Origin of the sequence: Neoroseomonas alkaliterrae (assembly GCF_014199195.1) — a bacterium.
GTDB lineage: Bacteria > Pseudomonadota > Alphaproteobacteria > Acetobacterales > Acetobacteraceae > Neoroseomonas > Neoroseomonas alkaliterrae.
This window is the reverse complement of record NZ_JACIJE010000005.1, coordinates 285,412-301,642: the sequence shown is the minus strand read 5'-3', so window position 1 is coordinate 301,642 and position 16,231 is coordinate 285,412. Positions and strand designations below refer to the sequence as shown.

At 71.9% G+C, this 16,231-nt stretch carries 19 protein-coding genes; 7 read left to right on the top strand and 12 right to left on the bottom strand.

What is annotated here, in order from left to right:
- Window positions 1-337 precede the first annotated feature (337 nt).
- The 3 genes from FHS88_RS11170 to FHS88_RS11160 all read right to left on the bottom strand — a co-directional run bounded on the left by FHS88_RS11170 (window position 338) and on the right by FHS88_RS11160 (window position 2,284).
- On the bottom strand, window positions 338-1,462 hold the full coding sequence (locus FHS88_RS11170; RefSeq protein WP_184484569.1) for a 5-(carboxyamino)imidazole ribonucleotide synthase: 1,125 nt from the start codon (window positions 1,460-1,462) through the stop codon (window positions 338-340).
- Window positions 1,459-1,956 (bottom strand): 5-(carboxyamino)imidazole ribonucleotide mutase, encoded by a 498-nt coding sequence (gene purE / locus FHS88_RS11165; protein ID WP_184484567.1) that lies wholly within the window; start codon window positions 1,954-1,956, stop codon window positions 1,459-1,461. The genes FHS88_RS11170 and purE overlap by 4 nt, the downstream gene beginning before the upstream one ends.
- A gap of 127 nt (window positions 1,957-2,083) precedes the next feature.
- Entirely contained in the window at window positions 2,084-2,284 is a 201-nt protein-coding gene (locus tag FHS88_RS11160; RefSeq protein WP_184484565.1) for a YdcH family protein, read from the bottom strand.
- A 188-nt stretch (window positions 2,285-2,472) separates the two neighbouring features.
- Here FHS88_RS11160 and FHS88_RS11155 point away from each other — a divergent pair, with 188 nt between their 5' ends.
- Window positions 2,473-2,649 (top strand): YdcH family protein, encoded by a 177-nt coding sequence (locus FHS88_RS11155; RefSeq protein ID WP_184484563.1) that lies wholly within the window; start codon window positions 2,473-2,475, stop codon window positions 2,647-2,649.
- A gap of 3 nt (window positions 2,650-2,652) precedes the next feature.
- Here the strand turns inward: FHS88_RS11155 and FHS88_RS11150 are convergent, their stop codons facing one another.
- Window positions 2,653-3,204 (bottom strand): DUF1013 domain-containing protein, encoded by a 552-nt coding sequence (locus tag FHS88_RS11150; RefSeq protein ID WP_184484561.1) that lies wholly within the window; start codon window positions 3,202-3,204, stop codon window positions 2,653-2,655.
- A gap of 111 nt (window positions 3,205-3,315) precedes the next feature.
- On the opposite strand from FHS88_RS11150, the gene FHS88_RS11145 reads away from it, so the two are divergent.
- A complete protein-coding gene (locus tag FHS88_RS11145) occupies window positions 3,316-3,510 on the top strand; it encodes a DUF1192 domain-containing protein (RefSeq protein ID WP_184484559.1) in 195 nt (64 codons plus the stop codon).
- Between the two features lie 128 nt (window positions 3,511-3,638).
- Window positions 3,639-5,153, top strand: coding sequence for a protein adenylyltransferase SelO (locus FHS88_RS11140; RefSeq protein WP_184484557.1), 1,515 nt, complete (start codon window positions 3,639-3,641; stop codon window positions 5,151-5,153).
- Window positions 5,154-5,247: 94 nt separating this feature from the next.
- On the opposite strand, the gene FHS88_RS11135 is transcribed toward FHS88_RS11140, so the two are convergent.
- Both FHS88_RS11135 and rpmE read right to left on the bottom strand, forming a co-directional pair.
- A complete protein-coding gene (locus FHS88_RS11135; protein WP_184484555.1) occupies window positions 5,248-5,709 on the bottom strand; it encodes an Hsp20 family protein in 462 nt (153 codons plus the stop codon).
- Window positions 5,710-6,003: 294 nt separating this feature from the next.
- Window positions 6,004-6,234 (bottom strand): 50S ribosomal protein L31, encoded by a 231-nt coding sequence (rpmE, locus tag FHS88_RS11130; protein ID WP_184484553.1) that lies wholly within the window; start codon window positions 6,232-6,234, stop codon window positions 6,004-6,006.
- Window positions 6,235-6,361: 127 nt separating this feature from the next.
- On the opposite strand from rpmE, the gene FHS88_RS11125 reads away from it, so the two are divergent.
- Window positions 6,362-7,012 (top strand): cation transporter, encoded by a 651-nt coding sequence (locus tag FHS88_RS11125; protein ID WP_184484551.1) that lies wholly within the window; start codon window positions 6,362-6,364, stop codon window positions 7,010-7,012.
- Here the strand turns inward: FHS88_RS11125 and FHS88_RS11120 are convergent.
- Genes FHS88_RS11120 through FHS88_RS11100 form a run of 5 tightly spaced genes read right to left on the bottom strand, consistent with a single transcriptional unit; the run spans window position 6,976 to window position 11,589 of the window.
- Window positions 6,976-7,632, bottom strand: coding sequence for an ABC transporter ATP-binding protein (locus FHS88_RS11120; RefSeq protein WP_184484549.1), 657 nt, complete (start codon window positions 7,630-7,632; stop codon window positions 6,976-6,978). The two genes, FHS88_RS11125 and FHS88_RS11120, sit on opposite strands and share 37 nt — an antisense overlap.
- Complete coding sequence (locus FHS88_RS11115; RefSeq protein WP_184484547.1) at window positions 7,625-8,404, bottom strand: ABC transporter ATP-binding protein; 780 nt, start codon at window positions 8,402-8,404, stop codon at window positions 7,625-7,627. Before FHS88_RS11115 ends, FHS88_RS11120 begins: the two co-directional genes overlap by 8 nt.
- Entirely contained in the window at window positions 8,401-9,336 is a 936-nt protein-coding gene (locus tag FHS88_RS11110) for a branched-chain amino acid ABC transporter permease (protein WP_184484545.1), read from the bottom strand. The genes FHS88_RS11115 and FHS88_RS11110 overlap by 4 nt, the downstream gene beginning before the upstream one ends.
- The gene (locus FHS88_RS11105; protein WP_184484544.1) at window positions 9,333-10,268 is read right to left on the bottom strand and encodes a branched-chain amino acid ABC transporter permease; all 936 of its coding nucleotides are present in this window, start codon (window positions 10,266-10,268) and stop codon (window positions 9,333-9,335) included. The genes FHS88_RS11110 and FHS88_RS11105 overlap by 4 nt, the downstream gene beginning before the upstream one ends.
- A gap of 16 nt (window positions 10,269-10,284) precedes the next feature.
- Complete coding sequence (locus FHS88_RS11100) at window positions 10,285-11,589, bottom strand: ABC transporter substrate-binding protein (RefSeq protein WP_184484542.1); 1,305 nt, start codon at window positions 11,587-11,589, stop codon at window positions 10,285-10,287.
- Between the two features lie 157 nt (window positions 11,590-11,746).
- Here FHS88_RS11100 and pdxY point away from each other — a divergent pair, with 157 nt between their 5' ends.
- The gene (gene pdxY / locus FHS88_RS11095) at window positions 11,747-12,598 is read left to right on the top strand and encodes a pyridoxal kinase PdxY (RefSeq protein ID WP_184484540.1); all 852 of its coding nucleotides are present in this window, start codon (window positions 11,747-11,749) and stop codon (window positions 12,596-12,598) included.
- Between the two features lie 7 nt (window positions 12,599-12,605).
- Here pdxY and FHS88_RS11090 read toward each other — a convergent pair whose 3' ends face one another.
- Complete coding sequence (locus tag FHS88_RS11090) at window positions 12,606-12,992, bottom strand: CBS domain-containing protein (RefSeq protein WP_184484538.1); 387 nt, start codon at window positions 12,990-12,992, stop codon at window positions 12,606-12,608.
- Window positions 12,993-13,218: 226 nt separating this feature from the next.
- On the opposite strand from FHS88_RS11090, the gene FHS88_RS11085 reads away from it, so the two are divergent.
- Complete coding sequence (locus FHS88_RS11085; RefSeq protein WP_184484536.1) at window positions 13,219-14,223, top strand: TAXI family TRAP transporter solute-binding subunit; 1,005 nt, start codon at window positions 13,219-13,221, stop codon at window positions 14,221-14,223.
- A gap of 12 nt (window positions 14,224-14,235) precedes the next feature.
- The gene (locus FHS88_RS11080; RefSeq protein ID WP_184484534.1) at window positions 14,236-16,134 is read left to right on the top strand and encodes a TRAP transporter fused permease subunit; all 1,899 of its coding nucleotides are present in this window, start codon (window positions 14,236-14,238) and stop codon (window positions 16,132-16,134) included.
- The last annotated feature ends 97 nt before the right edge of the window (window positions 16,135-16,231 follow it).

The window sequence follows — 16,231 nt, the reverse complement described above, 5'->3', positions numbered from 1 at the left end:
GAAGCCGGCACCGATGTACACGCCCTGCACCCGCGGGTCCCAGCCCTGCGCATTCGCCGCCATCGGCAGCGACAGCAGCGTCGCGGCAAGAAGCGCCTTCTTCAGGCTCATCGTCATTCTCCTGCGTAGGGCCCCTCGGGCCGAAAAACATGATCGCCGGGGCCCGCACTCCCGGGCCGGACTCGACGTGAGCTTTTTCTAGCATTCCTGGCCGCCCGCGCCAGACCTCGCCATCATGAAGGCCACAGGATGTGGCTCCGGCGCAACGCTTCCAGGTGACAAATCGGCAACGTCCGATCCGCGGCGATGGCCGTTGCCGTCACCGGCCGGAAGGCGCTCACAGGCCCTCCAGCACCTCCCGCTCCGGCAGGCCGGCCAGCGCGCCGCGCGGCAGCAGGCGGTTGGCGTGGCCCATCTTCCGCCCATCCCGCGCCGCGGCCTTGCCGTAGAGATGCGGCACCACCCCCGGCAGGCGCAGCAGGCGCGGCCAGGCGGCCAGGCCCTCGGGCCCGATCAGGTTCTTCATCACCGCATCGTGATGACGCTCGGGCGAGGCCAGGGGCAGCCCCGCAACCGCGCGGATGTGCTGCTCGAACTGGGACGCGGCGCAGGCGTCCATCGTCCAGTGGCCGGAATTGTGCGGCCGCGGCGCGATCTCGTTGCCCAGCAGGCGGCCATCGGGGAGCAGGAACATCTCGAGCGCCACCACCCCGACGAGGCCGAGCCCCTCGGCCACCGCCGCGACATGGGCGCGCGCGGCCTTGCCCACCGCGGCATCCACGCGCGCCGGCGCGAAGCTGAGGTCGAGGATGTGCCGGGCGTGGCGGTTCTCCACCGCGTCGAAGACGGCGAGGCTGCCGTCCTCGCTGCGCGCCGCGATGGCCGAGATCTCGGCGGCGAAGGGCACGAAGGCCTCGAGGATCAGCGGCCTGGGCGCGAGCCGGGCGAAGGCCGGCGCGAGGTCGGTGGCCTCGCGCAGCACCGCCTGGCCGCGGCCGTCATAGCCGAGGCGGGTGGTCTTGAGCACGGCGGGCAGGCCGATCTCGGCCACCGCCGCGTGCAGATCCGCCTCGGTCTCGATGGCGCGCCAGGGGGCGACGGGAACGCCGATGCGGCCGAGGAAGGCCTTCTCCGCGACCCGGTCCTGGCAGGTGGCCAGCGCGGCGAGGCCGGGCCGGCAGGGCACGAGGCCCGCCAGCGCCTCCAGCGCCGCGGCGGGGACGTTCTCGAACTCGAAGGTCACGACCGAGACGGCGCCGGCGAAGCGCGCCAGCGCGTCGCGGTCCTCGTAGGGCGCCACGGTGCGGTGCGCGGCCACCTGCATGCCGGGCGAATCGGCCTCGGGCGCATAGACGTGGCAGGCATAGCCGAGGCGGGCGGCGGCCATGGCCGACATCCGCCCCAGTTGCCCGCCGCCGAGAATGCCGATGACCGAGCCGGGGGGCAGGGGGAAGGTGCTCATGCCGGGGTTTCCGGGACGGCTTCGGTCTGCGCGGCGCGCCAGGCCTCCAGCCGCCGCGCCAAGGCGGCATCGCCGGTGGCGAGGATGGCGGCGGCGAGCAGCCCCGCATTGACCGCCCCGGCACGGCCGATGGCGAGCGTCCCGACCGGGATGCCGGCGGGCATCTGGACGATCGAGAGCAGGCTGTCCATGCCCTTGAGCGCGTGGCTCTCGACCGGCACGCCGAGCACCGGCAGCGGGGTCATGGAGGCCGCCATGCCGGGCAGATGGGCGGCGCCGCCCGCGCCCGCGATGATGACCTTCAGCCCCCGGCCCGCCGCGCCCTTCGCATAGGCGACGAGGCGATCGGGCGTGCGGTGGGCGGAGACGACGCGGGTCTCGTGCGGCACGCCGAGCGTCGTGAGCGTCTCGGCCGCGTGGCGCATCGTCTCCCAGTCGGAGCGGCTGCCCATGATGATGCCAACCAGGGGCGAGGAGCCCGCTACCTCTGTCATCGGAACCTACCCAAGCGAGGGAGTGAAGGGCGGCCCTGCCGCGCCGGGGCCGTCGGCGGCCTCTCGCGGCGGCGATGCCGGGCGCGAGGCGCGGAGCGGCGCGCGGTGGCCGCCCGCCATCCGAGGGTCACGCGATGATGTCCGGCACGAGCCTTCCCTCGAGCCAGGCGATCTCGTCCTTGAGCTTCAGCTTCCGCTTCTTCAGCCGCTGCAACTGGAGCTGGTCCACCGCGGATCCGTCGAGCCGCGCGATGACGGTGTCGAGGTCGCGGTGCTCGCTGCGCAGTTCGTGCAGGCGGCGCAGCATGGCGTCACGGTCGGCGATCATGGCCGGCGGCCCCGGGGCGAAGTTGGAGATGCAATCCGAGAAGGATCGCCCATATCATGCCAGAGCCGGGGCGCGACAGGCCATTCCCGGCGAAGGCGCGCCCGGTTCGCGAGGGTGGCAACCGCCCCCGCAGAAGGCCGCCGCGGCATGGCGCCGCGGCGGGCAAACGGAACGAGGAAGCGCAGCGCATGCCCCTGCACGCCCGGATTGTCTCTCTCGAGGAACGTCACGCGGCCCTCGAGCGTCGGATCCTGGACGAAGACAGCCGACCGCGCCCGGATGAGCGGGAACTGGCCCGGCTGAAGCGCGAGAAGCTCCGCATCAAGGAGGAGATGGAGCGGCTGAAGACCGCCAGGACGCACTGAGCCTCAGGCCGCATCCTCGGCGGGGGGTGGCGTCAGGCTGCCGCCCGCCGCGGCCACCGCGGCATTGAGGTCGGACTGGGTGCAGAGGCCGAGAATGACGGGATCGCGCGGCTTGATGTTCGCGCTGTTCCAGTGCGTCTTGTCGCGCACCTTGGCGATCGTGTCCTTGGTGGTGCCGAGCAGCTTCGCGATCGCGGCCTCGGAGAGCATCGGGTAGTTGCGCAGCAGCCAGGCGATGGCGTCGGGGCGGTCGTTGCGCTTCGAGACGGGGGTGTAGCGGCCGCCCTTGGCGCGCTGCTTCGGCAGCACGATGGTGCTCTCCTGAAGCTGCAGGCGGGCGGTGGGATCGGCCTCGCAGCGGGCGATCTCCTCGCGCGTGAGCTGGCCCGAGGCGATCGGGTCGAAGCCGACGATGCCCTGCGCCACCTCCCCATCCGCGATCGCCTGGATCTCGAGCGGGTGCATGTTCACGAATTCGGCGATCTGCTCGAAGGACAGGGACGTCTTCTCGATCAGCCACACGGCGGTGGCCTTCGGCATCAGCGGCTGGGGCATGGGCGGACCTCGGGTGGCCGGAGGGGCAGGAGCGAACCCCCGCGACAATGATGCGCCCCGTATAATGACCGCACCGGGCAGGGTCAAAGCCCTGATGGGAAAGGAGGCGGCATGGCGCCGATCGAGGAGGAGGACCTGCCGCGCCGGCGGCAGGTGCTGGAGAAGCCACGCTTCGACGGCTGGGACGTGTCCCAGCTCGAGGAGTACATCGCCGAGCTGAGGGCCGAGATCGCGCGGGCCGAGGCGGGCATCGCGGCGCGGAAGGACCACCGCGCCGCGGCGGACGCCTTCTTCCGCAAGCCCTAGCGCAGGCTCCGGGGCGGCGCCGCCGCGCCATGGCGCCGGACGGGCATGGCCGGCCGGGCACCGACGCGCTTCGGCCCACGGCGGCCGGCCTTGCCGCGAGGGGGGCGGCGCGCGATCTGAGTCTGGACATGCCCGACACGCCCCTGCCCGAACCCGCCCCGCTGGCCGAAGCCGGCACCCGCCCGGCCTTCGACAACGCCTATGCGCGCCTGCCGGAGCGGCTCTTCGCGCGGCTCGCGCCCACGCCGGTCAAGGCGCCGCGGCTGCTGCGGCTGAACGAGGCGCTCGCCGAGCGGCTCGGCCTCGACCCGGCCTGGCTGCGCTCGGAGGCCGGGATCGCCATGCTCGCGGGCAACCACCTGCCGCCCGGCGCCGAGCCCATCGCGCAGGCCTATGCCGGCCACCAGTTCGGCCATTTCGTGCCGAGCCTGGGCGATGGCCGCGCCATCCTGCTCGGCGAGGTGGTGACGCCGGCGGGCGACAGGCGCGACATCCAGTTGAAGGGATCAGGGCCGACGCCCTTCTCGCGCCGCGGGGATGGCCGGGCGGCGCTCGGCCCGGTGCTGCGCGAATACCTGGTCGGCGAGGCCATGGCCGCCTTCGGCATCCCGACCACGCGCGCGCTGGCGGCGGTCGCGACCGGAGAATACGTGTTCCGTGAGGACGCGCTGCCCGGCGCGGTGCTGACGCGCATCGCCGCGAGCCACATCCGCGTCGGCACCTTCCAGTATTTCGCGGCGCGCCGGGATGCGGACGCGCTGCGGGCGCTGCTCGACCACGCCATCGCGCGCCATGACCCGGCGGCGGCCGAGGCGGCGAACCCGGCGCTGGCCTTCCTCGCGGGCGTGGTGGCGCGGCAGGCGGCGCTGGTGGCGCGCTGGATGCTGGTCGGCTTCATCCATGGCGTGATGAACACCGACAACTGCACCATCTCCGGCGAGACGATCGACTACGGCCCCTGCGCCTTCATGGACGAATACGATGCGGGGACGGTGTTCTCCTCGATCGACCACCAGGGGCGCTACGCCTATGGCAACCAGCCCGGCATCGCGCATTGGAACCTCGCCCGTCTGGCCGAGTGCCTGCTGCCCCTGATCTCCGCGCGGGAGGAGGAAGCGCTGGAACAGGCCAGGGCGGCGCTCGGCGGCTTCGCCCCCGCCTTCGGCGCGGCCTGGCGCGAAGGGCTGCTCGCCAAGATCGGGCTCGCGCGCGAGGAGGATGGGGACGAGGCGCTGATCCTCGACCTCTTCGAGCGCATGGCGGCGAACCGGGCGGATTTCACCCTGACCTTCCGGCGCCTCGCGGACGCGGCCGAGGGGAGGGCCGAGGGTGTGCGCGCGCTCTTCGCCGAACCGGCGGCCTTCGATGCATGGGCTGAGGGCTGGCAGGCGCGGGCCGCGCGCGACGGGCGCGACCCGGCCGAGCGCGCGGCGGCGATGCGCGCGGTGAACCCCGCCGTCATCCCGCGCAACCACCTCGTGGAGGAGGCGCTGGCGGCGGCGGTGGAGCGCGAGGATCTCGCGCCCTTCGAGGCCCTTCTGGCCGAGGTGTCGCGGCCCTTCGCGGAGCGCCCGGCCGGCGACCGCTTCACCCTGCCGCCGCGCGAGGAGGAACGGGTCAGGGCGACCTTCTGCGGCACATGAAAAGAGGGAGAGAGGCTTCCCTCTCTCCCCGCAACGCCCGTCCGGGCCGAGGGACCAGGGCCTCGGGGGAGGAAGACCTCCCCCGGCCCGTTCGTCAAGCGGCCTGCGCCGCCTCGCCCGTGATCACCGGGCGGCCGGACTGCACCGGGATGCGGCGCGGCTTCAGCGCCTCCGGCACCACGCGGCGCAGCATGACATGCAGCAGGCCGTTCGAGAGCTCCGCGCCCTCGACCACGATGTGGTCGGCGAGGACGAAGCGGCGCTCGAAGGCGCGGCCGGCGATGCCGCGATGGAGGAACCGGCGCCCATCCTCCGGCTGCGGCTGCGGCCGGCCGGTGATGGTCAGCGTGTTCTCCTGCGCGGTGACCTCGAGCTCGGACTCGGAGAAGCCCGCCACGGCCATGGTCAGCACGTAGCTGTCATCGCCGGTCTTCTCGATGTTGTAGGGCGGATAGCCGTTGCCCTCGGCGGCCGAACGGGCGCTGTCCATCAGCCGCGCGAGACGGTCGAAGCCGATGGCGGTGCGGAAGAGGGGGGAGAAGTCGATCGCGTTCATGGAACCTCCTGCATCAGCAAGGTTCGTTGCACGGCGGATCCGGGCTGATGGGCCCCACGAGGGCGACCCGGCCGGTCCGCGCCGCCGGCCCCGGAAAGGGCACCGCCGGCAGGGCAGGAGGTAGGGGGGCTGAAACGGGGGTTCAAGGGGGTCTCGCCGGAGGGGCGCTGCCCCTCCGGACCACCCCGCCAGGGGGCTGCGGCCCCCTGGACCGCGGGTTCCGGGGCGCCACCGCGATGCGGTTCGCCCGGGCAACCCGGCCCGCTTCCGCGGGCAGGGACTGGCGGCGAAGGGCTAGGCCTTCTTGCGCGCGCCGATGCCGGCGAACTTCTTGTTGAACTTCGCGATCTGGCCGCCCGTGTCGATCACGCGCTGCTGGCCCGTCCAGGCGGGGTGCGACTTCGGATCGATGTCGAGGCGCATCACATCGCCCGGCTTGCCCCAGGTGCTGCGGGTCTTGAACTCGGTCCCGTCGGTCATGATGACGGTGATCTCGTGGTAGTCGGGATGGATGTCGGGCTTCATCGGGCGGCACTCATGCGGGAAGGCCCGCCGATACCGACCGGCGGGCGGGAACGGGGCGTATAGGGGAGGGGCGGGCGCGGCGCAACCTCGGCTTGCCGTGGGCAAGGGCGGCAGGCGAAGATGTCGCATGCCCCATGACGCATGTTGCGGCCACGACCATGGCCGCACCTTCGACGGCGACGATCCCGGCTTCCGGCGGGCGCTGATCCTCGTCATCGCCCTCAACGCGGTGATGTTCCTGGTGGAGTTCCTGGGCGGCGCGATCGCGGGCTCGCTCGCATTGCAGGCCGACAGCCTCGATTTCGCGATGGACGCAGCGACCTACGGGCTGTCGCTCGCGGTCATCGGCATGGCGCCCGTGGTGCGTGCGCGGGCGGCGCTGCTCAAGGCGGCGACGCTCGGCGCCATAGCGGCCTGGGTGCTGGCCGCCGCGGTCTGGCGCGTCTTCGTCGCCGGGGTGCCGGAACCGATCACGATGGGAGCGATCGCCATCGCCGCCTTCGCGGCCAATCTGGCGTCGGTCCTGCTGCTGTGGCGCTGGCGGGAGGGGGACGCGAATGTGCGCAGCGTCTGGCTGTGCAGCCGCAACGACGCCTGGGGGAACCTGCTGGTGGTGGCCGCGGCGGCCGGCGTGTTCGGCACGCGCTGGCCGGACCTCATCGTCGCTGCTGGTATGGCCGGGCTGTTCCTCAACACGAGCCTCGGCACCGCGCGGCGCGCGCTGCGGGAATTGCGCGCGCCTCAGCCCGGGGCGATCTCCCCGCGCTCGATCACGTAGGTCTGTTCGACCAGCGGGCGGAGCAGTTCGGGGTTGGACTCGGTAATCAGGATGGCGACATCGGGCAGGGCCGCGCGCAGGCGCTTCAGCGCCTCGGCGTAACGCAGGGCGAGCGCGGGGGCGAGGCCCTGGAACGGCTCGTCGAGCAGCACCGCCTTGGTGCCGACCATCAGCGCCCTCCCGAGCGCGGCCATCTTGCCCTGCCCGCCCGACAGCCCCGCCGCCTTGCGCGGCGCGAGGTCGCGCAACTCGGGCAGCAGGGAATAGACGCGGGCGAGGCGGGCACGCGTCTCATCCGCCGGCAGGCCGAGCACCTGCGCGGGCAGAAGCATGTTGTCCTCGACCGTGAAGGAGCCGAACAGGCGCCGGTCCTCGGGCGCATAGCCGATGCCGTGGCGCGGGCGGTGATGGGGCGGCAGGGCGGTCTCGTCCTCGCCGTCGATGATGACCTTGCCCGAGCCCGCGGGCACCAGGCCCATCAGGGTGCGCAGCGTGGTCGTCTTGCCCGCGCCGTTGCGCCCGATCAGCGCGACGCGCCCGCCCCGCGGCACCAGGAGGGAGACGTCGCGCAGCACCGGCACGCCGGCGATGGCGACCGAGACGCGCTGGAGCTCAAGCATGGGGCGCCTCCGGCGTGGCGGCGTGGCGCTCGATGCCGATGACCTCGCGCTGCACCGCGGGGTCGGCGAGCACCTCGGCCGGCGGGCCGAGGGCGGCGATGCGCCCCTGGGACCAGACCGCGACGCGGTCCGCGAAGCGTTCGACCACGTCCATGTCGTGCTCGACGAAGACCGCCGTGACCTTCGCATCGCGCAGCACGGTGACGAGCGTCTCGACGATGGCCATCTTCTCGGAGGCGGCGACGCCGGAGGTGGGTTCGTCCATCAGCAGCAGGCGCGGCTTGAGCGCCACCGCCATGGCGATGTCGGCGAGCTTGCGCGCGCCCTCGTTCAGCGCGTCCGCGCGCGTGTCCGCGATGGCCGAGAGGCCGAAGCGGTCAAGGATGTCGCGCGCCTCCTCCCGGTAGCCGGGGCGCAGCAGCGGCACGAGCGGGGACCAGATGCCCTCGCGCGAGGCGACGGCGAGGGCGACGTTCTGCTCGACCGTGTGCTCGAGGAAGAGCTGCGGCAACTGGAAGGACCGCGCGATGCCGAGCCTGACGATGGCCCGCGGCGAGAGGCCGGTGATGCGCCGGCCTTCATAGGCGATCTCGCCGGCATGCGGCTTGAGGTAGCCGGTGGTCATGTTGATGAAGGTGGTTTTGCCCGCGCCGTTCGGGCCGATGATGGCGAGGAACTCCCCGCGCATCACGTCGAGGTCGATGCCGTCGGCCGCGCGCACGCCGCCGAAGGCGAGGTGCAGGCCGCTCGCGCGCAGCAGGGCTTCGCTCATCGGCTGCGCCCCCCGATCGCGCGCGCCGCCATGCCCCACAGCCCGCCCGGGGCGAAGAGGATGACGAGCAGCAGCGCCGTGCCGAGGATCATCTGCCAGGCATCGGCGAAGGAGGCCGCGGCATAGACGCGGATCAGCTCGTAGGCCGCCGCACCCAGGAACGGCCCGAGCACGCCGCCCGCCCCGCCGAGGATCGCGATGAAGACGAGCTCGCCCGAGGCGGTCCAGTAGGACAGCAGCGGCGTGACATGGCGCGAGGTCATGGCGATCAGCGCGCCGCCGATCCCGCCCACGCCGGCCGAGACGACATAGGCCGCGAGCAGAACCCCGCGCGCCGGCACGCCCATGAATTCGAGGCGCGTCTCGCGCGTCTTGATGCCCTTCAGCGCCTCGCCCATCGGGGAGACGAGGTAGAGGCGCAGCAGCGCGCCGAGCGCGAAGGCGAGCGCGAGCGCGATGCCGAAGATCGTCCATTCATAGGCAATGCGGTCGAGCGCCTGGCCGGCGACGGGCATGATCTCGACCCGGATGCCGTCGCTGCCCTTGGTGATGTGGTAGAGCTTCTCGAGCAGCGAATAGAAGACCATGCACATGGCGAGGTTGAGCATGCCGAAGAAGATCTGCCGGTAGCGCGTCACGAACAGGCCGATGACGAGGCCGAGCAGCGCCGCCCCGCCCGCCGCGACGACGAGCAGCAGCACCGCATCGTTCAGCCGCGGCGCGAGGAAGGCGACGGTGTAGGCGCCGAAGGCGATGTAGAGCGCATGGCCGAAGGAGACCTGGCCGGCGCGCAGCAGCAGCAGGATGCCCATCACGGCGATGCCCTTGGCGAGCGCGATGGTCAGCACGAAGCGCAGCCAGGGCGCGGCGATCGCGGCGGCGATCATGGCGCCGGCGAGCGCCAGCGCGAGCAGGAACTCGAGCTTCCTCATACGCGCCGCGTCTCGATCACGCCGAAAAGGCCCTGCGGCCGGACCAGCAGCACCAGCACCATGATGATGTAGGGCACGACGACTTCCAGCTCGGGTTCGAAATACACGGCGATGGAGCGGCCGAGCCCCATCATCAGCGAGGTCAGCGCCGCGCCCTCGATCTGCCCGAGCCCGGCGGTGGCGACGACGGCGAAGGACAGCACGATGGTCTGCGCGCCGATCCCCGGCACCAGCGCCGCCGTGGGCGAGGAGAGCGCGCCGCCGAGGGCCGCCAGCATCGCCCCGAAGGTGAAGGTGAGCAGGAACACCTTCGCGGCATCGATGCCCATGGCGGTCGCCGCCTCGCGGTCGGTGGTCACGGCGACGATGACGCGGCCCGTCAGCGTGCGGCGCAGGAACCAGGCGAGGCCGATCAGCGTGACGATCGCGAAGCCCGGCAGGACGAAGAGCTGGTAGTTGGTGAAGGGGATGAAATCGCTGCCGAAGGGCACGTCTATGGTGCCGAGCAGCTTCAGCGCGGCGTCGTGGTGGATCGGCTGCACGCCCCAGAGCAGCTTCTGCACGTCCTCGAGGATCATGAAGAGGGCGAAGGTGACGAGGAGCTGCACCACCTCCTCCCCCGCATAGATGCGGCGGAGGATGAAGCGTTCGATCAGCGGCCCGAGCACCGCGCCGACCAGGGCGGCCGAGAGCAGCAGCACCGGCAGCGCGGCCCATTGCGGCAGGCCACGGGTGGACAGGAACAGCCCGATCGAGGCCGCGGTATAGGCTCCGATCGCATAGAGGGAGCCGTGCGCGACATTGATGATGCGCAGCACCCCGAAGACGAGGTTGAGCCCCACCGCGACGAGGAAGATCAGCCCCGCCGAGGAGAGCCCGTCCAGCAACGCGAGGCCGAGCAGAAGGCCATTGTCCTGGAACCACTCGGCCATGGCGTATGCCGTCCCCTCAGAGCGCCGTGCCGGCCTGCTGCACCATGGCCGGCGTCAGCGTCTTGAGCCAGTCCACGGATTTCTGCCCCACCGGGGCGGACACCTGCGCGGCGCTGTAGCGCATCATCTCCCGCGGCACGGCGAAGCCGAAGTTCGGGTCGATGTGCGACATGCCGACGATCTGGTCCTCGAGGCCCTGGCCGTCCTCGCGCAGGGTGATGGTCGAGGTCGGCGTGGGGAAGGTCAGGCCCCGGAAGGCGGCGGCGAGTTCGGCATCCGACGGCCAGCCGCCGGACTTGGTCGCGACCGCCTTCTCGACCGCCGCCTTCAGCGCCCAGACCGCCTGCGCCATGTGGTGGCAGGGGTAGATCGGGTATTCATTGAAGCGCTGGCGGTAGGCCGAGACGAAGGAGCGGAACAGTTCCGGGTTCGCCGGCGCGGGATGGTTGTTCCAGTGGTCGCCGCGCGCGCCGATGATGTGGCCCTCCGGCATGTTGCGCCCGAGGATCTGCAGCGACGCCTCGGCCACCGGCAGCACGAAGGTCGTGCGCTCGTGCAGGCGCCGCTCGGTCGCCTGGCGGATGAAGGTGACGAGCTCCCCGCCCCAGGAGGTCGAATAGACGACATCCGGGCGCAGCGCGAGCAGGCGCGTGATCTCGGTCGAGAAGTCGGTCGAGCCGAAGCGGGGGAACATCTCGGCCACCACGCGAACGCCGGGCTTGAGCGCATCCATCGCGGTCTTCCAGATCTCCCACGAGTCGCGGCCCCAGGCGTAGTCCTGGTTGACCACCGCGAGGGTGCGGATGTCCGGCTTCTTGCGCAGCAGGTAGAGCAGCGGCGCGAGCACCTCGGGCGTGGCGTAGCCCTGGGTGCGGAAGGCGTAGTCGTAGCGGTTCTCCTCGAAGATGCGCTGGGTGCCGCAGTCCCACAGCAGCATCACCTTGTTCAGCTCGCGCGAGAGCGGCGTGCAGGCGAGGCAGGAGCCCGAGGAGATGGACTGGAACACCGCATGCACGCCCTCCGCCTGCACGAGGCGGCGGATCTCGCCCACCAGGTGGTCGGTGCCCGGCCCCTCATCCACGAAGATCGCGCGCACCGGCACGCCGGCGAGCCCGCCCGCGGCGTTGATCTGCTCGATCAGCATCTCGCAGGCGCGGCGCGAGGGCACGCCGAAGACCGAGGCCGGCCCGGAGAGGAAGGTGGTCACGCCGATCCTGAACTCGGCCGGGCGCTGGGCGGGCTGGGCGGAGAGCGTCGCGGGCAGCAGCACCGTGCCGAAGCCGGCGGCAAGCGCCTCGCGGCGCGTGAGCGTGGCGGTCATGGGGTTCCCTCCCTCTCAGGGCAAGCGCGCCGGTTCGACCCCGCGCGTCCGCGACAGCATGAGCGCGTCCCGCAACGACAGGCAAGGGGAGGTGCGGCGGATTGACCGCGCGGGGCGGGCTACCTAGCGTCCGCCGCCATTGCCGACGGTCACGCCGATGCCTGCCATCCTCTCCATCCAGTCCTGGGTCGCCTACGGGCATGTGGGCAATGCCAGTGCGATGTTCCCGCTGCAGCGTCTGGGCGCCGAGGTCTGGGGCATCCATACCGTGCAGTTCTCCAACCACACCGGCTATGGCGCCTGGCGCGGGCAGGTCTTCGGCGCCGAGCTGATCCGCGACTGCGTGCACGGCATCGAGGAGCGCGGCGTGCTGCCGCGCTGCGACGCCGTGCTGTCGGGCTACATGGGCTCGGCCGAGATCGGCGAGGCGATCCGCGACGCGGCGCGGCGCGTGAAGGCGGCGAACCCGGCCGCGCTGTGGTGCTGCGACCCGGTGATTGGCGATGTCGGCCGCGGCGTGTTCGTCCGCCCCGGCATCCCCGAATTCCTGCGCGACCGCGCCCTGCCCGAGGCGGACATCCTCACCCCCAACCAGTTCGAGCTGGAATGGCTCACGGGCCGGACGGTGACGACGCTCGCGGAGGCGAAGGCGGCGGTCGCGGCGCTGCAGGCGCGCGGGCCGCGCTGCGTGCTCGTGACCTCGCTGCGCCTCGCCGACACGCCGGAGAGCGAGATCGGGATGCTGGCCGGGGAGGGCGGGGGGTTCTGGCGCCTGTCCACGCCGATGCTGCCGCTCTCGGTGAACGGGGCGGGGGATGCGATCGCCGCGCTGTTCCTGTTCCACCGGCTCGCGAGCGGTTCGGCGCGCACGGCGCTCGAGGCCGCGGCCTCCTCGGTGTTCGGGCTGCTGCGGCGCACGGCCGAGGCCGGCTCGCGCGAGATCCTCACGGTCGCCGCGCAGGAGGAGTTCGTCGCACCGGGCCGGCGCTTCGCGGCCCTGGCGTGCTGAGGGCGCGTCAGCCGAGCAGGTGCTTCACGAGGTCGCGGACGCTGACGATGCCGAGCAGCGCGCCCTCGCCATCCACCACGGGCAGGTGGCGGAAATAGCCGCGCTCCATCGTCTCGAGCCCGGCCTGGACGGAGGTCTCGGGGCCCACGGTGACGACGTTGCGCGTCATGATGTCGCGCACGAAGACGCCATGGGTGGCGTTGGGCCGCTGCGCGACGGCGCGCACGATGTCGCGCTCGCTGACGATGCCGACGAGCTTGCCCGCGGCGTCCGTGACGAGAACCGCGCCGATGCGGCGGGAGGTGATCAGCCGCGCCACTTCCACCGCCAGCGTCTCGGGCCGGACCGCGACGACCTCCGAGCCCTTGCGGGCCAGCACCGCGGCGATGGTCATGCGCGGGCCGCGGCGGTGATGCGGGGTGGGGTGGCCATGGCCGGTTCCTCCGTGTTCTTGCCGGGGCACGGGTGCCGCGTCGTTGCCGCGATTATCCGTCGCCGAGGCGTGGGCGCAACCGCATTCTTCCGCCGCCGACGCGATCCGGCGGCGCCCTTCAGGGGGCGTTGCCGATCCGTGACAAGCGCGGCCATACTTGCCGCACAAGGCACAAGGAGGCTCCCCCATGACCCTGTTCGCCCGCCGTCGCGCGCTCCTGCACGGCAGCCTCGGCGCCGCGCTCGGCGCGCCCTTCATCCGCACCGCCGCGGCGCAGACGACGCTCGAATGGGTCGCGGGCTCGCTCGGCGGGGGCTGGTACACCATGGCGGCGGGGCTCTCCTCGCTGATCCGGGAGGAGAACCCCGACATCCAGATCCGCGTCGTGCCCGGCGGCGGCCTCGCCAACCCCACGCGCATCAACAACAACCAGTCGCAGATCGGCTGGGGGATCGACGCCTTCGCCGCCTCGGCCGTGCAGGGGGTGGAGCCCTACCGGCAGAAGCATGAGCGCATCCGCACCCTCGGCACCGGCTATTCGCCGACCGAGCATCATTTCCTGCGCCACCCCGGCGCCGGCCCCGAGGACATGCGCGCCATCCTGACGCAGCCGGGGCTGAAGATCGGCGCGCCCCAGCGCAGCAGCACCGACGAGATGACGCTGCAGCGCATCCTGCGCTTCCTCGGCACCTCGCCCGAGCGCATCCGCGAGCAGGGCGGGCGCTACCTCAACGGCTCCTACGCCGATCTCGGCACGGCCTACAATGACGGGCAGGTGGACTACGTCTATGTCGCGCTGGCCAAGCCCGCGGCGCTGATGCAGGAGATCGCGCGCGGGCGTCGCGGCGGTCGCATGGTCGCCTTCCCCGACGACATCCGCGCCCATCTCATCCAGCAATACGCCTATGCCCAGGGCATCCTGCCCGGCGACACCTATCCCACCATGATGAGCGGCGACATCCCGGTCACCATGATGGACAGCGTGATCCTGGTGCATGACAGCGTGCCGAACGAGGTGGTGCAGAAGATCACGGCGACGCTGATCAGGAACGCCGGGCAGCGGCTTGCGACCATCCATGCCTCGATGGGCGGATGGACGGCAGCCAAGGCCGTGGACTACCGCGGCGTGCCCTTCCATCCGGGGGCGGCGGCGGCCTTCCGCGCCGCCGGCGCGAACCCGCCGGCCGCCTGAGCCGGCGCGGCGGTGCGGGAACTCCCGGGCTGGCTCCGGGGGGCGGTCACGCTGTGGCTCGCCTCCTGGGCCGCCGTGCATCTCTATTTCGGCGGCTTCGGCTTTCCCGCACCGGTGGAGATGCGGGCGATCCATCTGCTCGTCTTCACCCCGCCGCTGTTCCTGATGTATCCGGCCCTCCGGGGCCGCTCGCCCGCCCATCGGCCGAGCGTGCCCGACTGGCTTTGGTTCCTCGTCTCCGCCGCTCCGCATGTCTGGGTGCTGTGGAATGCGGGCGAGGTGAACGACCGCATGGAATACGTGGATCCCTTCACGCCGGAGATGATGGCGCTCGGGATCACCTGCGTCGTCTGCCTTCTCGAGGCGATCCGCCGCGCGGTGGAGCCGGGCCTCGCGGTCATGGTCGCGGTCTGCCTGCTCTACATGGCCGTCGGCCACCACCTGCCCGGCGTGCTCAACACGCGCCAGTTCACCCTGCCCGAGATCGTCGAGGCCGCATGGCTCGTGCCGACGGCGGGCGGCGTCTACGGGCCGCTGACGGGCATCGTCGCGACCACCATCGCGGTCTTCATCATCTTCGGCTCCTTCATGCAGGCCTCCGGGACGGGGCGGCTGTTCTCGAATTTCGGCGCCGCCGTGGCGGGGCGGTATTCGGGCGGGACGGCGAAGGTCGCGGTGATCTCCTCCGGCCTGTTCGGGACGATGAGCGGCAGCAGCGTCTCGAACGTCATCACCACGGGCTCCATGACCATTCCGGTGATGATGCGCACGGGCTACAAGCCGGGTGTCGCGGCGGGGATCGAGAGCGCCTCCTCGGTGGGCGGGGCGCTGATGCCGCCGGTGATGGGCGCGGCCGCCTTCGTGATGGCCGAGATCGCGGGCATCCCTTATGGCGACATCATCGTCGCCGCGGCGATCGGCGCGGTGCTCTATTTCTTCGCGATCCTCTGCGCGGTGCATTTCGAGGCCAAGCGCCTCGGCCTCGCGCCCATGCCGCTCGCGGACATCCCGGCCTGGCGCGAGGTGCTGGCCGACGCGCATCTCGCCCTGCCCATCGCGCTGATCGTCTGGCTGATGATGGAGCGCTGGTCGGGCAACTACGCGGCCTTCTGCGCGAGCCTCGCCATGGTGGGCGTGGCCTTCCTGCGCCGGCGCACGCGCATGGGCTGGCGCGACGTGCTGCGCGCGCTCGAGACGGCGGGCATGACGATGGCCCCGCTCGCGGTCTCGATCGCCGGGGCGGGCATCGTCGTCTCGGCGCTGACGGCGACCGGCATGGTCGTGGCCTTCGGCGGCATCATCAAGGAGTTCTCGGGCGGCAGCCTCGCGGTGCTGCTGGTGCTGCTGGGGCTGACCGTGCTGGTGCTGGGCATGGGCATCCCGACCACGCCCTCCTACATCATCGCCGCTGCCATCGGCGTGCCGCAGATCCTGGAACTCGGGCGCTACCTCGGCGTCGAGCCGCTGCAGGCCCATCTCTTCGTCTTCTACTTCGCGGTGCTGGCGGATGCGACGCCGCCCGTGGCCGCCGCCGCCTTCGCCGCCGCCGCCATCTCGAAGTCGAGCCCGATGATGGCCGGTCTGCACGCCGCGCGCTTCGCGGTGGCGGGCTTCACCGTGGGCTTCGGCTTCATCTACGACCCCGGGATCATGCTGCGCGGCAGCGTGACCACCATCGTGGTCGCGACGCTGATCCAGGCCTGCGCGCTGGTGCTGATCACCGCCTCCTATGCGGGTTTCCTGGTGCGGCCGCTCGGCGTGGTGCTGCGCATGGTGGTCGGCCTGGCGGGGCTGATGGCGGCCTTCGTGCACGCGGTGCCGGACCCGGTGCGGCTCGCCGCCTCTTGCGGCGTGCTGGCCGCGCTGGTGGCTTGGCAGGTCTTGACCACGCGCGCCCCGGCGCGCGGCTGAGGCCGAGGCCTGCGCCCGCGATCACGGGGCTGGCATCGGGCCGTGCTTCGCCTAGTCTGATGGCTGGCCGCCCGCGCCGCCCATCATCGAGGATCCG

Coding starts and splice junctions, on each gene's coding strand:
- FHS88_RS11170 (WP_184484569.1), bottom strand. CDS start 1,462: ATGAGCACCTTCCCCCTGCCCCCCGGCTCGGTCATCGGCATTCTCGGC.
- purE (WP_184484567.1), bottom strand. CDS start 1,956: ATGACAGAGGTAGCGGGCTCCTCGCCCCTGGTTGGCATCATCATGGGC.
- FHS88_RS11160 (WP_184484565.1), bottom strand. CDS start 2,284: ATGATCGCCGACCGTGACGCCATGCTGCGCCGCCTGCACGAACTGCGC.
- FHS88_RS11155 (WP_184484563.1), top strand. CDS start 2,473: ATGCCCCTGCACGCCCGGATTGTCTCTCTCGAGGAACGTCACGCGGCC.
- FHS88_RS11150 (WP_184484561.1), bottom strand. CDS start 3,204: ATGCCCCAGCCGCTGATGCCGAAGGCCACCGCCGTGTGGCTGATCGAG.
- FHS88_RS11145 (WP_184484559.1), top strand. CDS start 3,316: ATGGCGCCGATCGAGGAGGAGGACCTGCCGCGCCGGCGGCAGGTGCTG.
- FHS88_RS11140 (WP_184484557.1), top strand. CDS start 3,639: ATGCCCGACACGCCCCTGCCCGAACCCGCCCCGCTGGCCGAAGCCGGC.
- FHS88_RS11135 (WP_184484555.1), bottom strand. CDS start 5,709: ATGAACGCGATCGACTTCTCCCCCCTCTTCCGCACCGCCATCGGCTTC.
- rpmE (WP_184484553.1), bottom strand. CDS start 6,234: ATGAAGCCCGACATCCATCCCGACTACCACGAGATCACCGTCATCATG.
- FHS88_RS11125 (WP_184484551.1), top strand. CDS start 6,362: ATGCCCCATGACGCATGTTGCGGCCACGACCATGGCCGCACCTTCGAC.
- FHS88_RS11120 (WP_184484549.1), bottom strand. CDS start 7,632: ATGCTTGAGCTCCAGCGCGTCTCGGTCGCCATCGCCGGCGTGCCGGTG.
- FHS88_RS11115 (WP_184484547.1), bottom strand. CDS start 8,404: ATGAGCGAAGCCCTGCTGCGCGCGAGCGGCCTGCACCTCGCCTTCGGC.
- FHS88_RS11110 (WP_184484545.1), bottom strand. CDS start 9,336: ATGAGGAAGCTCGAGTTCCTGCTCGCGCTGGCGCTCGCCGGCGCCATG.
- FHS88_RS11105 (WP_184484544.1), bottom strand. CDS start 10,268: ATGGCCGAGTGGTTCCAGGACAATGGCCTTCTGCTCGGCCTCGCGTTG.
- FHS88_RS11100 (WP_184484542.1), bottom strand. CDS start 11,589: ATGACCGCCACGCTCACGCGCCGCGAGGCGCTTGCCGCCGGCTTCGGC.
- pdxY (WP_184484540.1), top strand. CDS start 11,747: ATGCCTGCCATCCTCTCCATCCAGTCCTGGGTCGCCTACGGGCATGTG.
- FHS88_RS11090 (WP_184484538.1), bottom strand. CDS start 12,992: ATGACCATCGCCGCGGTGCTGGCCCGCAAGGGCTCGGAGGTCGTCGCG.
- FHS88_RS11085 (WP_184484536.1), top strand. CDS start 13,219: ATGACCCTGTTCGCCCGCCGTCGCGCGCTCCTGCACGGCAGCCTCGGC.